The sequence below is a fragment of the Polaribacter sp. M10 genome, assembly GCF_054968445.1.
Map to the genome: position 1 here is coordinate 55,483 of NZ_JBSSBG010000001.1, position 15,280 is coordinate 70,762.

Sequence of the window (15,280 nt, forward strand, 5' to 3'; positions counted from 1 at the left end):
ATCCGATAAAATATGCACACTTTTTCATTAAATCATATTGCAATTTCTGTTAAAAATGTTGATGAATCTATCGCTTTTTATCAAAAAGTTTTAGGTTTAAAAGAAATTGAAAATACTGCATCTAATTCTAAAACAAGATGGTTGTTATTAGGTGAAAATAAACAGCTGCATTTAATTCCACGTCCTAATTTAGAAGTTAAAACCAATAAAGCTGTTCATTTTGCTTTGGCAACAGCAGATATAGCATCGTTTGTAGATCATTTAAACAGTTTAAAAATTGAATATTCTGATTGGATTGGAACTGTAGACAAAGATTATATTCGTAAAGACGGAATAAAACAGTTCTATTTTCAAGATCTTGATGGTTATTGGATTGAAATTAATGATGCAGTTTAAAATTTTATACTTGTTTGCTTTATGAAGAATGATAGTAAAAAACCAGATTTAGTTGTTTTTAACGAAGAAAGTCAGCAATATGATGCAGCTTTAAAACCTTATGGAACCTCAGCAAGTTCGCCTGTAATTAAACCATTAAATACAGCAAGTTGGAAAAATGATGGAATTCAAAGAGTAAATAAACAATTCAAATCGAAGTTCGATGAAGTGAAAGCACAATACGAAGAGTTGATGCAGAAATTTCATTACAACGATTTGGTATACAATGCAAAATTTAGTTTCGAGCCCATTTTTGGCGAAAATTATCACTTATACAATAACAAAAACAACGAACCATTTTTATCAATCATAGCTCCAGAACAATGTAGTTTCGAATATTTAGGATCTTTTCGATTAAATACAGATAAAATGTGGGAAAAGATAGAAGAATTATAATCGTATCTACAGAGTTTAAAAAACTTAAAACATTAAATTAATTGGGAATAATAAAAGTAAATAACATAAAACTCTATGCTTTTCATGGTTGTTTAGATGAAGAAGCAAAAATAGGTTCTTGGTACAGGGTAGATGTAGAGGTAAAAGCCGATTTAAAAAAATCATCAAAAACAGATAATTTAATAGATACTGTAGATTATGTACATTTAAATGCTATTGTAAAAAAAGAAATGGCCATTCGTTCTGAGTTGTTAGAGCAAGTTGCACAGCGCATTTTAGATCGTTGTTTTAAAGAAATACCAATGCTTAAAAAAGCAAAAGTAGCTGTAGCCAAAATTAATCCGCCAATTGGTGGTAATGTAGAAGAAGTTGTTATTGTTTTAACCCAAAAAAGATAACAATTTTAATGAATCTAAATCAAGTTACTGTTCCTTCTTTAAATGTTGATAAAGCTATTGATTTTTATCAAAAATTAGGATTAGAATTGATTGTAAAATCACTGCCAAATTATGCAAGATTTGTTTGTTCTGATGGTAATTCTACTTTTTCAATTCATCAAGTTGATCAACTCCCACAAGGAGCAGGAGTTTCTGTCTATTTTGAATGTAATAATTTAGATGATAAAGTAAATACCTTGATAAAAAAAGGTATTCATTTTGATGAATTGCCAAACGATAAAACTTGGTTGTGGAGAGAAGCCAGATTAAAAGATTTAGATAACAACCAAATTATTCTGTTTTTTGCAGGTAAAAACAGAATAAATCCACCTTGGAAAATCAAAAAGTAAAAAATACTTGCAGTAAAAGTAATTTTGCGTAAATTTGCAATCCAAATAGAAAAGGTGTCTTGGCCGAGTGGCTAGGCAATGGTTTGCAAAACCATGTACAGCGGTTCGAATCCGCTAGACACCTCAAAAACGTTTCAAGAAATTGAAACGTTTTTTTATTGGTGTAAAAATTATCATTATAGAATTTTCTTCATCATCAAATTCTAAACAAATTGTTACGAATTCTAATTTGATAAAATTTACCATACTATAATCCGTATTTTTGAGTTGTGCTTACAAATGCTACAACTATGAAAACAAAATACCAACTTTCTTTTCTCGTAATTTTTTTAATGTTTTTCTCTTGTAAAAAAGAAGAAATTAAAACAGACAATATTTATAAATTTAAAGAATACATCAGTTATACAACCTCTGGTGTGGTTTCTACTTCAAGTACAATAGGGGTAAGTTTTGCAAAAGATATTGATGGTTGGCAAGCAGATCAAGAAATTTCTTCGGATGTTATTTCGATAAAACCTTATGTACAAGGAAAAATAAAAACGCTAAATAAACACGCTTTTATTTTTACACCCGATGAAAATTTAGATCCTGATACAGAATATACAGTTACCATCAACTTAAAAGATATTTATAAAAATATTTCTGATGAATTTAAAAAATACACCTTTCAATTTAAAACAATTACGCCAAATTTTAATATTCAAACTCAAGTATTGCAATCTTATTCGTCAGAATATCAATACTTAGAAGGGGTTGTAAAATCTGCGGATATTATCAATCTAAATGATGCAAAACAACTTATTAAAGCATCACAAAAAGGGAATCAAAAAAATATTGTTTGGAACGAGTCTTTTGATAAAGCGAAGGTTTTTGAGTTTAAAATTGATAGCATTCAACGTTTTGAAAATGATAGTAAGTTAGCAATTACTTGGAATGGCAAAGCAATTCAATCTGATAATAAAGGCGAAAATGAAATTGTAATTCCTGGTAAAAATAATTTTAAAGTAATAGATATTAAAATAAAGAAGTTTGCAGAACAGTATATTTCTATTAATTTTTCTGATGCCTTAAAAAAACAACAAAACTTTGATGGTTTGGTAACTTTACAAAATGTTAAAAAACCAAGATTTATAGTTAACGGAAATGAGTTAAAAGTATATTCAGAAAACAAGTTTCAAGGTGATGTTTTGGTTTCTGTTTTTGAAGGAATTCAAAATTCAGAAAACTATAAATTAAAAGAAACATTTACAGAAACCATAACTTTCGAGCAGAAAAAACCACAAATTAGAGCCGTTAGTAATGGAACTATTTTACCAAATTCTAATGATTTAAAATACAATTTCGAAGCCATTAATGTTAGAGAAGTAGACGTTAGAATCATTAAAATATTCGAAGATAATGTATTGCAGTTTTTGCAAGAAAACAACATCAACAATAATGATGAATATGGTATAAAAAGAGTAGGAAGAAGAATTGCAAAGAAAACAATTACTTTAGTTGATGATGAAAAAAATAACACTCAAAAATGGAAAGCGTACAGTATAGATATCTCAAAATTGGTAGCTGTAGAACCAGGAGCAATTTACAGAGTTGAGCTGAGTTTTAATAAAGATCAAGTTTTTTACCATTGTTCAGAAAGTGTAGTTTCTACTGATGATTCTATTGATTTTGAAGATGAATATTATGAAGAATATGATGATTTTAGTGAAATAGAAGATGAAGAAGAAAGAGAAGAAATGTATTGGGATAATAAACTCTACAACTACAAAAATTACAATTATAATTGGAGAGATAGAGAAAATCCTTGTACAGATTCTTACTTTAGAAATAGAGAAATCACTCAAAATTTATTGGCATCAAACTTAGGAATTATTGCAAAAAAAGGAGAAAATGATGAGTACTTTTTTGCTATTACCAATATTTTAGATACCAATCCAATAGCAGGTACAACTGTTAAATTATACAATTATCAACAGCAAGAAATTGCATCAGGAACTACAAATACAGAGGGAATTGTAACCATAAAATCGCCTAAAAATGCAGCTTTTGCAATTGCATCTAAAAACAACAATAAAGGTTATGTAAAATTATTTGATGGTAATTCTTTGTCATTAAGTAAGTTCGATGTTTCTGGAGGTAAAACTCAAAAAGGGTTAAAAGGATATATGTATGGAGAACGTGGTGTTTGGAGACCTGGAGATACCATGTTTTTAACTTTTTTATTGAATGATGCTGATAATAAATTGCCAGAAAATCATCCAGTAAAATTAGAAGTAACTGACCCTAGTGGAAAATTAATCTACAAAAAAGTAAAAGCAGAAAACCTGAATAATTTTTACACATTTAATGTAAAAACAAATCAAGAAGCAAAAACGGGTAACTATTCAGCTAAAATTTCTGTTGGTGGTGCAAAGTTTTATAAAACCTTAAAAGTAGAAACTGTTAAACCAAACCGTTTAAAAATTAAGGTTGATTTTGATGATGATATTCTATCAAGTAAAAAACCAATCAAAGGAACTTTAGATGTAAAATGGTTGCATGGAACGCCTGCAAAAAAACTAAAAGCAGAAGTAAAAGCAAAAGTTTCTGCAACAAATTACAGTTTTAAAAACTACAAAGATTATGTGTTTTCAGATCCTTCAAGAAAATTTTCATCCGAAGAAATGAATGTTTTCGAAGGTAAATTAGATGAAAATGGAATTGCCAAAATTAATAGCGATTTAAAAGTGGGTAAAAACGCTCCAGGAATGTTAAATGTTCAATTTTTGATAAGAGCTTTCGAAAATGGTGGCGATTTTTCTATTGATGCGTTTACTAAAAAATATGCACCTTTCAATTCTTTTGTAGGATTAAAATCTCCAGAAGGCAACAGGTATGGCTCTTTTTATACTGATGAAAACCAAACTTTTTCAGTGGTTTCTGTTGATGAAAATGGAAATCCTGTTCAAAGAGATGAAATTGAAATTGAAGTTTATCAAATTAAATGGCGTTGGTGGTGGAGTTCATCCGAAGATAATTTATCAAGATACACCTCTAGTAGTTACCACAGTAAATACAAAACGCTAAAAATAGCAACAAACTCAAAAGGAAAAGGGAGTTTTAATTTAAAAATTCCAGATAGAGATCGAGGACGATTTTTAATTCGTGTTATTGATAAAAAAAGTGGACATGCAACTGGTAGAACAGCGTATTTTTATAAAAATTGGTGGCAAAATTCTAGTTCTGGTGATAAAGAGGCTGCAAAAATGTTGGTGTTTTCTGCGGATAAAGAAAGTTATCATGTTGGCGAAATTGCTAAAATTACGTTTCCTTCAGGTTCAGAAGGTCGTGCTTTAATCAGTATAGAAAATGGTACAAAAGTATTAGAAATCAAATGGGTAAAAACTGAAAAAGGAACTACTTCTGTAGAAATTCCGATCAACAAAAATATGACGCCAAATGTCTTTGTAAATATTTCTTTATTGCAACCACATCTAGTTACAGAAAACGATTTACCAATTCGTTTGTTTGGGGTAATTCCGATTTTGGTTGAGGATAAAAACACCAAATTAGAACCTAAAATAATTATGCCAGAAGAACTGCAACCAGAAAAAGAATTTACGGTTAAAGTATCTGAAAATAATAACAAATCAATGACCTATACTTTGGCTGTTGTAGAAGAAGGTTTGTTAGATTTAACAAGATTTAAAACGCCAAATGCATATTCAGAATTTTACAAAAGAGAAGCATTAGGTGTAAAAACTTGGGATATTTTTGATGATGTAATTGGTGCATATTCAGGAAGTGTAGATCAAATTTTTGCAATTGGAGGAGATGGAAGTTTAGCAAAAGGAAAAAATCAAAAAGCAAATCGATTTAAACCGGTTGTTAAATTTTTAGGCCCTTTTCATCTGGAAAAAGGCAGTACAAAAACGCATAAAATTACTTTGCCAAATTATATTGGTTCTGTTAGAACAATGGTGGTTGCAGGCAATGTTATTGATGAAGCTTTTGGGAATGCAGAAAAAGCAACACCTGTTAAAAAACCATTAATGGTGTTGGCTACTTTACCAAGAAAATTATCGCCAAAAGAAAAGGTAACATTGCCAGTTTCGGTTTTTGCAATGGATAAAAAAGTGAATAATGTAACAGTACAAGTTAAAACTTCAACTGGAATTTCGGTGTTAGGGAATAACACTCAAAACATCAATTTTGAAAAACCAGATGAAAAAATGCTCTATTTTGAGCTAGATGTTTTAAAAGCAAATGGTATCAATACAGTTGAGGTAATTGCAACTGGAGCAGGAGAAAAATCATCTTACAAAGTAGAATTAGATGTGGTAAATCCTAACCCAATTACATCAAAAGTAATTGATCAGAATATTGAAGGAAATCAAACAAAAACCATCACTTTTAATACGTTTGGAGTAGAAGGATCAAATTCTGTAATGTTAGAGTTGTCTACAATTCCGCCAATCAATTTTTCAGGCAGATTAGCATATTTAATTCGCTATCCTCATGGTTGTGTAGAGCAAACAACATCAAGTGTTTTTCCGCAATTATTTTTAAATGATTTGTTTGATTTAACATCAGAAAAGAAATCAGAAATTCAAAAAAATATCGAAAAAGGTATTACACGTTTAGGGAATTTTCAAAAAGCAAATGGAGGTTTAAGTTATTGGTTGGGCGAAAGCTATGTTAGTGATTGGGGAACAACTTATGCTGGTCATTTTATGTTAGAAGCCGAGAAAAAAGGATTTGTTTTGCCATTAACTTTTAAGAGCAATTTTATAAGATATCAAAAGCAAGCAGCCAGAAATTGGAGACCAAGTTATGGTAATTATTCAAGAGATTTATCGCAAGCATACAGATTATACACGTTAGCTTTGGCTGGTAGCCCAGATTTATCTGCTATGAATCGTTTGCGAGAATTTAAACAAATTTCTAATGATGCAAAATGGAGGTTGGCTGCAACGTATGCTTTGGTTGGCCAAAAAGAAGCAGCTCTAGAAATTATGCAAAAAGCCAATTTAAATTTCTCTGGTTACCAATATTACAATTATGGTTCTGTAACTAGAAATAGAGCTATGGCTTTAGAAACGATGTTGTTAACGAACAATAAAAACACAAAAGATGTTGCAAAATCTATTGCAAAAGAATTGTCTAGTAATCAATGGATGAGCACACAATCTACAGCTTATAGTTTACTTGCTATTGGTAAAATGGTAGTAAAAAATGGGGGTAAAGCAATAGATATTCAATTTACAAAAGATGGAAAAACAGAGAATATAAAAACGTCAAGTTCTATGGTGCAAAGAACGTTAAATGTTAAAAAAGGATTGAATTCCATCACCCTAAAAAACAAAGAGAATAATATTGTTTTTGCAAGAATTATAAATTCTGGGAAGTTGCCTTTAGGTGATGAAATTACCGAAAGCAGAGGTTTAAGTGCATCTGTAATGTACAAAGATTTAAAAGGCAATACTATTGATGTAAAAAACTTAAAACAAGGTCAAGATTTTGTGGCAAAAATTACAGTGAGTAATCCAAAAAACGAAACTGTAAAAGATATTGCTTTAACACAGGTTTTTCCTTCAGGATGGGAAATTGTAAACACACGTTTCACGGATTTTGGAACCACCACAAAAAGCGAAGCAAGGTATACAGATATTAGAGACGATCGTGTTAATTTCTATTTCGATTTAAACAAAGGAAAAAGTAAATCAGAAACAAAAACCTTTACAGTATTATTAAATGCTGCGTATTTGGGGAAATATTATTTACCAGGTATTCAAGTAGAAGCAATGTATGATAATGATTATTTGGTAAGAACCAAAGGAAGTTGGATTCAAGTAATAAAATAAATTAACAATCCTGCAAGGTTTTAAAAACCTTGTAGGTCTAATATTGAACAGTAAAATTTTATTCCAGAAACAAAATCAAATTGAAAAAACAGAAGTCATACAATTATATCTACAAGGTTTTTAACACCTTACAGAAGAAACACAAAAAGAAAACAATTTTTATTGTTATTCTGTTGATTTTCTACGCATTTTGTTTGCCAAATGATTTATTTACCAAACCAACATCAACAGTTATTACAAGTAGTAATGGTCAGTTATTAGGAGCTTTAATTGCTGATGATGGTCAATGGAGATTTCCACATAATGATTCAGTTCCAGAAAAATTTAAAACCTGTTTAATTCAGTTTGAAGACGAACATTTTTACAAACACCTAGGGTTTAATCCTGTTTCTATTTTTAAAGCTTTAAAACAAAATATAAAAGCAGGAAAAGTAAAAAGAGGAGGAAGCACCATTACACAACAAGTCATAAGATTAAGCAGAAATAATAGAGATAGAACCTATTTCGAAAAATTAAAAGAATTGATTTTGGCAACGCGTTTAGAGTTCAAATATTCCAAAGAAAAAATAATTACTTTTTGGGCATCAAATGCGCCTTATGGAGGAAATGTTATAGGTTTAGATGCTGCTTCTTGGCGTTATTTTAATCGTAAATCCTCAGAATTATCGTGGTCAGAAACTGCAACTTTAGCGGTTTTGCCAAATGCACCAAACCTTATTTATCCTGGTAAAAATCAAGATAAATTATTAGCCAAAAGAAACCGATTGTTAAAAAAGTTACTCACAAAAAATGTGATAGATTCTTTAACTTACAACTTATCTATTTTAGAAGATTTACCACAAAAGGCATATGTAATTCCGCAAATGGCTCCGCATTTATTGCAGAAAATTAATAAAGAAAAAAAAGGTGAATTTGTAAAAACTACTATTGATAAAAAACTACAAAATCAAACCAATACAATTGTAAAAAATCATTACAATCAATTGTCTAAAAACGGAATTTACAACATCGCAGTTTTGGTTTTAGATGTAAAAACAAGGCAAGTTTTGAGTTATGTAGGTAATGCACCAACAGATAATAAGCATCAAAAAAGTGTAGATATTATTGATAAACCCAGAAGTACAGGTAGTATTTTAAAGCCTTTTTTGTATGCAGCTATGTTAGATAATGGCGTAATTTTACCCAATACTTTGGTTGCAGATATTCCTACAAATTTTGGAAGTTATCAACCAGAAAATTTCGATAAAAAATATGCAGGAGCCATATCAGCAAAACTAGCTTTGTCTAGATCTTTAAATGTGCCCACTGTTAGAATGTTGCAAAGTTTTGGTTTAGAAAAATTTCATCACTATTTACAGAAACTGGAATTAAGAGATATTAAAAAATCTGCCAATCATTATGGATTAACGTTGGCTTTGGGTGGTGCAGAAAGTAACCTTTGGGATTTATGTAAAAGCTACGCAGCAATGTCATCCACCGTAAATCATTATTCAGAAAATTCTAGTAGATATTTTACAAAAGAATTTAGTGCACCAACTTTTTATGCGGATAAAAACATCGATTTTGGTAGTAAAACATCAGAAAAAATAATTTTTGATGCAGCTTCAATTTACTTAACCTTAGAGAGTTTAAAAGAGGTAAACAGACCAAATGCAGAAGAAAATTGGGAGTTTTTCGATTCATCCAAGCAAATTGCTTGGAAAACAGGTACAAGTTTTGGTTTTAGAGATGCTTGGGCAATTGGTACAACCAAAGATTATGTAGTTGGTGTTTGGGTGGGTAATGCAGATGGAGAAGGTAGGCCTGGTTTAGTAGGGTTGCAAACTGCTGGTCCAATTTTATTTGATGTTTTTGATAAGTTGCCAAATGCCACTTGGTTCGAAAAACCTTTTGATGAAATGACAGAAATTGAAATTTGTACAAAAAGCGGATTTAGAGCAACAGCTATTTGCGAAGAAAAAACGCTAGAATTCGTTCAGAATTCAGGATTAAAAACACAACCTTGTCCTTATCATTTTCAAGTTAATGTTGATGAATCTGTGAGCTATCAAGTAAATACTTCTTGCGAAAAACTAGAAAATATCAAACAAAAATCTTGGTTTGTTTTGCCTCCTTTAATGGAATATTATTATAAGAAGCACAATCCGTTTTATAAACCACTTCCTAAGTTTAGAGAAGATTGTTTGGGTGATGTAAACAACTCCATGAAATTTATTTATCCCACAGAAAAAAGTGCTGTTTTTTTACCCAAAGATTTTAATGGCAAACAAAATGAACTCGTTTTAAAAGTTGCGCATTCTAATAATGATGCCATTTTGTATTGGTATGCAAACAATATTTTTTTAGGTACTACAAAAGAATTGCACAGTTTTGCATTTCAACCCAAAACAGGCGATTTTAATTTTACAGTAATGGACAATTTTGGAAATGAAATTCATCAACAAATTACGGTTAAAGACTAAATCTTTAGAGTTTTCTTAACGTAAAATCATCATTTTTTTAACATCTTTGTAACAATCTAAAAGTTGTAGAATGAAGATCTATCCTATAGAAACCGGTAATTTTAAATTAGATGGTGGTGCAATGTTTGGTGTTGTGCCTAAAACCATTTGGCAAAAAACAAATCCTGCAGACGCAAATAACTTGATAGATATGAGCATGCGTTGTATGCTTATCGAAGATGGTAATCGTTTAATTTTAATAGATACAGGAATTGGTAATAAACAATCGGATAAATTTTTTGGCTATTATTACCTTTTTGGAGATTTTTCTTTAGACACTTCTTTACAACAACTAGGTTTTCACAGAGATGATATTACAGATGTGTTTTTAACACATTTACATTTCGATCATTGTGGAGGTGTCATTGAGCGTACAAAAGACGGTTTGTTAATTCCTGCTTTTAAAAATGCAAAGTTTTGGTCTAATGATAAACATTGGAAATGGGCTACAGAACCTAATCCTAGAGAAAAAGCATCGTTTTTAAAAGAAAACATACAACCAATAAAAGAAAGTGGTCAACTAGATTTTATCCATAGAAATTATAAAGATCAAATTGATTTCGATGTTTTATTTGTAGATGGTCATACAGAAAAACAGATGTTACCCAAAATAGAATATCAGGGTAAAACTTTGGTATTTATGGCAGACTTATTACCTACAGTTGGGCATATTCCTTTGCCTTATGTTATGGGTTACGATACTAGACCTTTGTTAACCATAAAAGAAAAAGCAGCCTTTTTAGATTTGGCAGCAGACAAAGAATTTTACTTGTTTTTAGAGCACGATGCTTACAACGAAATTTGTACAGTTAAGCACACAGAAAAAGGAGTAAGGTTAAACACTACACATAAATTTTCAGAAATTTTTAATTAAGAGAAGTAGTATAGATGAAGAGTATAAAAACATTAGTTTTTAGTGCTGTTGTGGCACTTATTTTTACGGGTTGTAAATCTACACAAGTTGTAACAACACAACCTCAATTAGAAGAAATAATAAATACCCCAGCAAAAAAAACAGAATTATCTGAAAAAGAATTCAATAGGTGGTCTCATTTAGACATTACCAAAGATTCTATTGCTGGTATGAGTCTAGAAAAAGCATATCAGTTTTTAGAAGGCAAAAAGGCAAATCCTGTAATTGTTGCAATTGCAGATTCTGGAGTAGATGTTAATCACGAAGATTTAAAGGATGTTCTTTGGATAAATGCTGATGAAATTGCAGACAATACTAAAGATGATGACAACAATGGTTATGTAGATGATATTTTTGGATGGAATTTTTTAGGAAATGCCAAAGGAGAAATCGTAACAACAGATCAATTAGAAATTACTCGAATTGTAAAAAGAGGTAGGGCTAAATTTGGGGATAAAAAAGCATCAGAAATTGCAGAAAAAGATAAGTTAGCGTATCAAGAGTTTTTAAAATTAAACGAAGAATACAAAGCTACAATTGTTGAAAAAGAGTCAGAAATTCAGCAAATGGAAGGCACTTTAAATAGCTTAAAAAGACTTCAAAAAAACTTTGAAATTGTAAAAAAGTTGGCAAAAACGGATAGTTTAACTTTAGAAATTGTTCAGAATTTAAAACCACCTACTTTAACAGGTGTTATGCAAAAACAAAATGTAGAAAACATTTTAAAACAAGGCCTTAACGAACCTTCTATGCTAGATTATAAAAGTCAGGTAGAAGACTATATTAAAGAGATAAAAAAGGCAATGGCTGGTTACGATTTAGAGATTAATTATCGCCAATCTTTAGGTGATGATTTGTATGATATTACAGATAAATTTTATGGTAACAATAATGTTTTAGGTACTGCAGATGCTGCTAAACACGGAACACATGTTGCAGGAATTGTAGCTGCCAATAGAACTAATAATTTAGGAGCAATTGGTGTAGCAAATCATGTAAAAATTATGGCGGTTAGAATTGTACCAGAAGCAGATGAGCATGATAAAGATGTAGCTCTAGGGATAAGATATGCAGTAGATAATGGTGCAAAAATTATAAATACTAGTTTTGGTAAACGTTTTTCGCCAAACAAAGAATGGGTTTATGACGCTTTAAAATATGCAGCAGAAAACGATGTTTTAATTGTAAATGCAGCTGGTAATGATGGTAAAAATATCGATGTTAGAGAATCTTATCCAACAGACTCTAAAGATATGCTTACAGAATTTACAGACAATGTAATTACAATTGGCGCAAGTAGTTTGCATTATGATGAGAATTTGCCAGCCAGTTTTTCTAATTATGGTAAACTTAATGTTGATGTTTTTGCACCTGGAGTAGATATTTATGCTACAATACCAAACAATAAATACGAAGCTTTAAGCGGAACGTCTATGGCAGCACCATCTACAGCAGGAGTTGCAGCATTAATTCGTGCTTATTATCCAAATTTATCTGCAAAAGAAGTAAAATCAATTTTAATGAATTCTGGAGTAAAAATTAACTTTAAAGTTATTCAACCAGGTTCTAAAACCAAAACAAATCCGAAAGGAAAAAAGGTTTCTTTTTCAGATTTATGTGTTTCTGGTAAAATTATAAACGCTTATAATGCGCTTAAATTGGCGGAATATTTATCAAACAAAAATTAACATTTTTTCGAAACGCTTATTTTAAATAAGTGTTTTTTATTTTCAAATCAAACTAAAATTTTTACAATGAAAAAACTACTCTTACTATCACTTTCAATAACATTGTTAGTGGCTTGTGCGCAAACCAAAGAAGTAAAATATTCCGAAAAAGAGTCTTCTTCGCTTTCTGCAGATAATTGTTATTGGCAACAGAAAGTAGATTATACTATGGATATTGATATGGATGTAAACAACTATCAGTATAAAGGAACACAGAAATTAGTGTACACAAACAACTCTCCAGAAGATTTAGATCGTGTATTTTATCATTTGTATTTTAATGCATTTCAGCCAGGTTCTCAAATGGACGTTCGTTCTTTAAATATTAAAGATCCAAGTGGTAAAATTGGAGCTAGAATTGGTAAATTAAAACCAAATGAAATTGGTTATATTAAAGTAAACTCATTAAAACAAAATGGGGTTGCTGTAAATTACGAAACTGTAGGTACAATTTTAGAAGTAGAATTAAATACACCAATAAAATCTGGAGAAAGTGTAACTTTTGATATGATTTTTGATGCTCAAGTACCTGTTCAAATTAGACGTTCTGGAAGAAATAGTAAAGAAGGTGTTGCGCTTTCTATGAGCCAATGGTATCCTAAAATGGCAGAATACGATTTTCAAGGTTGGCACACTCCACCTTATATTGCTCGCGAATTTCATGGGGTTTGGGGAGATTTTGATGTAACACTTCATATTGATAAAAATTATGTAGTTGGTGGTACAGGATATTTACAAAATCCGCAAGAAGTTGGTTATAATTACGAAGATAAAACCAAGGCATTAAATTTGCCTAAAGGCGATAAACTAACTTGGCATTTTAAAGCACCAAATGTGCACGATTTTATGTGGGCTGCAGATCCAGATTACAAACACGATGTGTTAACTATGGAAAATGGAATCGATTTACACTTTTTATATAAGAAAACTTTAAAAAGCGAATATTTAGAAAATTGGAAAAATCTGCAACCAAAAACAGCAGAATTAATGACTTATTTTTCTGAAAACGTGGGGCAATATCCTTACAAACAATACTCTGTAATTCAAGGTGGAGATGGAGGTATGGAATATGCAATGTCTACTTTAATTACTGGAGAGCGTAAATTTGGTAGTCTTTTTGGTGTAACTGCACACGAAATGGCACATACTTGGTTTCAGTTTTTATTAGCATCTAACGAAAGTTTACATCCATGGATGGATGAAGGTTTTACTTCTTATATTTCAGGAAAAGCATCTTATGAAATTCTTAAAAAAGGCGATAAAAATCCAAGTGCTGGTCCATATAAAGCTTATAATTTTATTGTAAATTCTGGTACAGAAGAAGTGTTAACAACGCACGCAGACAGATATCATACCAACAGAGCTTATAGTATTGCAAGTTATGTAAAAGGTAGTATGTTTTTAAGTCAGTTAGAATATATTATCGGATCAGAAAATACAGCTAAAGGATTAAAAAAATATTTCGATGATTTCAGTTTTAAGCACCCAACACCTAACGATGTAAAACGTTCTATGGAAAAAGTTTCTGGCATTCATTTAGATTGGTATTTAAACGAATGGACACAAACAACACATACTATAGATTATGGTGTAAAATCTGTTGATGGTAAAAAAATTACCTTAGAAAGAATTGGTCAAATGCCAATGCCAATAGACTTAGAAGTAACTTATACAGATGGTAGTAAAGAAAGTTTTAATATTCCATTACGTATGATGAGAGGTGCAAAACCAACAACTGCAACTATTATTGATGATTGGGGTTGGGCTTATCCAACATACTCATTTGAAACATCTAAAACAGTAAAATCTGTAGAGATTGATACTGAAAAACTAATGGCAGATATTAACGATAAAAACAATATTTTTAAAGTAAATTAATCCACTTTATTACATAGAATATTAAAAAAAAGTGAGGTTTTTACCTCACTTTTTTTTAATGAATCAATTCGTTTATTTTTTCGTTTGGGATAAAACCTTTTAAGATTAAAAACACGCCACAGACAATTAAAATAATTCCCATAATTCGTTTTATTTTAAAGATAAGTAATGGTGTCATCTTATTTTTTAGTTGTTTTGCCAAGATTATTTTACCTAAATCTGTAATAAAATAGGCTAAAATAATTACTCCAAAATAACTAAATATTGCATTCTGATTCATATTTAAAGTAGGCCCAATTACTAAAACTGTACCTAGCCAAAAAGCCAAAACACCAATATTTATAAAGTTTAAAAAGTATCCTTTTAAAAATAATTTTAGATAATTGTTTTTTACAATCGGTACTTCTATGGTTGCTGTAGTTTCTAAAGCTTCTTTTTTGTTTTGTTTATCAAAGTAAGTTATTAAACCGTAAATTATTAAAACTAAGCCTCCAATAAAAAATAATCGAGGGTCGTCTTTAATTTTTTCCAGTAAAGATCTACTTCCATAATAAGCAATTAGAATAAAAGTAATATCGCCTAAAATTACACCAAAATCAAAGGCTATTGCAGCTTTAGCACCTTTTAATATGCTGGTTTGTATCAACATAAAAAAAACGGGGCCAATCATAAAAGACATAAAAAAACCAATAAGAATAGCATTTTTAAAATCGTAGAAATCCATAGTATAAAAATACTGTTTTTTAATTGAAGTTAAAAAAAAGAAAGGATGGGTTGCCCATCCTTTACGATTAAATATT

At 30.3% G+C, this 15,280-nt stretch carries 10 protein-coding genes and 1 tRNA gene; 10 read left to right on the forward strand and 1 reads right to left on the reverse strand.

All coding sequences use genetic code 11. The features are described 5' to 3' along the window. The first annotated feature begins 12 nt into the window (after positions 1-12). The 10 genes from ACWYN7_RS00225 (at position 13) to ACWYN7_RS00270 (ending at position 14,480) form a co-directional block, all read left to right on the forward strand. Entirely contained in the window at positions 13-396 is a 384-nt protein-coding gene (locus ACWYN7_RS00225) for a VOC family protein (protein WP_462857835.1), read from the forward strand. A gap of 21 nt (positions 397-417) precedes the next feature. Next, positions 418-831: a DUF2452 domain-containing protein gene (locus tag ACWYN7_RS00230; protein ID WP_462857836.1), complete on the forward strand. Its 414-nt coding sequence runs from the start codon at positions 418-420 to the stop codon at positions 829-831. A gap of 41 nt (positions 832-872) precedes the next feature. Further along, entirely contained in the window at positions 873-1,229 is a 357-nt protein-coding gene (gene folB, locus ACWYN7_RS00235; RefSeq protein ID WP_462857837.1) for a dihydroneopterin aldolase, read from the forward strand. Between the two features lie 8 nt (positions 1,230-1,237). Next, positions 1,238-1,618: a VOC family protein gene (locus ACWYN7_RS00240; RefSeq protein WP_462857838.1), complete on the forward strand. Its 381-nt coding sequence runs from the start codon at positions 1,238-1,240 to the stop codon at positions 1,616-1,618. Positions 1,619-1,671: 53 nt separating this feature from the next. Then, a tRNA-Cys gene (locus ACWYN7_RS00245) sits at positions 1,672-1,742 on the forward strand. 166 nt (positions 1,743-1,908) lie between these two features. Further along, entirely contained in the window at positions 1,909-7,461 is a 5,553-nt protein-coding gene (locus ACWYN7_RS00250; RefSeq protein ID WP_462857839.1) for an MG2 domain-containing protein, read from the forward strand. 74 nt (positions 7,462-7,535) lie between these two features. Then, positions 7,536-9,923, forward strand: coding sequence for a penicillin-binding protein 1C (gene pbpC, locus ACWYN7_RS00255; protein WP_462858292.1), 2,388 nt, complete (start codon positions 7,536-7,538; stop codon positions 9,921-9,923). Positions 9,924-9,993: 70 nt separating this feature from the next. Beyond that, on the forward strand, positions 9,994-10,836 hold the full coding sequence (locus ACWYN7_RS00260) for an MBL fold metallo-hydrolase (RefSeq protein ID WP_462857840.1): 843 nt from the start codon (positions 9,994-9,996) through the stop codon (positions 10,834-10,836). A gap of 14 nt (positions 10,837-10,850) precedes the next feature. After that, a complete protein-coding gene (locus tag ACWYN7_RS00265; RefSeq protein WP_462857841.1) occupies positions 10,851-12,563 on the forward strand; it encodes a S8 family peptidase in 1,713 nt (570 codons plus the stop codon). A 66-nt stretch (positions 12,564-12,629) separates the two neighbouring features. Further along, the gene (locus ACWYN7_RS00270) at positions 12,630-14,480 is read left to right on the forward strand and encodes a M1 family metallopeptidase (RefSeq protein WP_462857842.1); all 1,851 of its coding nucleotides are present in this window, start codon (positions 12,630-12,632) and stop codon (positions 14,478-14,480) included. Positions 14,481-14,535: 55 nt separating this feature from the next. Here the strand turns inward: ACWYN7_RS00270 and ACWYN7_RS00275 are convergent, their stop codons facing one another. Continuing rightward, positions 14,536-15,204, reverse strand: coding sequence for a LysE family translocator (locus ACWYN7_RS00275; protein WP_462857843.1), 669 nt, complete (start codon positions 15,202-15,204; stop codon positions 14,536-14,538). Positions 15,205-15,280: the final 76 nt, after the last annotated feature.

What these genes read in the sequence shown, in the direction of transcription:
- ACWYN7_RS00240 (WP_462857838.1), top strand. Translation starts at nt 1,238, where the DNA reads ATGAATCTAAATCAAGTTACTGTTCCTTCTTTAAATGTTGATAAAGCT.
- ACWYN7_RS00225 (WP_462857835.1), top strand. Translation starts at nt 13, where the DNA reads ATGCACACTTTTTCATTAAATCATATTGCAATTTCTGTTAAAAATGTT.
- ACWYN7_RS00265 (WP_462857841.1), top strand. Translation starts at nt 10,851, where the DNA reads ATGAAGAGTATAAAAACATTAGTTTTTAGTGCTGTTGTGGCACTTATT.
- ACWYN7_RS00275 (WP_462857843.1), bottom strand. Translation starts at nt 15,204, where the DNA reads ATGGATTTCTACGATTTTAAAAATGCTATTCTTATTGGTTTTTTTATG.
- ACWYN7_RS00230 (WP_462857836.1), top strand. Translation starts at nt 418, where the DNA reads ATGAAGAATGATAGTAAAAAACCAGATTTAGTTGTTTTTAACGAAGAA.
- ACWYN7_RS00250 (WP_462857839.1), top strand. Translation starts at nt 1,909, where the DNA reads ATGAAAACAAAATACCAACTTTCTTTTCTCGTAATTTTTTTAATGTTT.
- ACWYN7_RS00260 (WP_462857840.1), top strand. Translation starts at nt 9,994, where the DNA reads ATGAAGATCTATCCTATAGAAACCGGTAATTTTAAATTAGATGGTGGT.
- ACWYN7_RS00270 (WP_462857842.1), top strand. Translation starts at nt 12,630, where the DNA reads ATGAAAAAACTACTCTTACTATCACTTTCAATAACATTGTTAGTGGCT.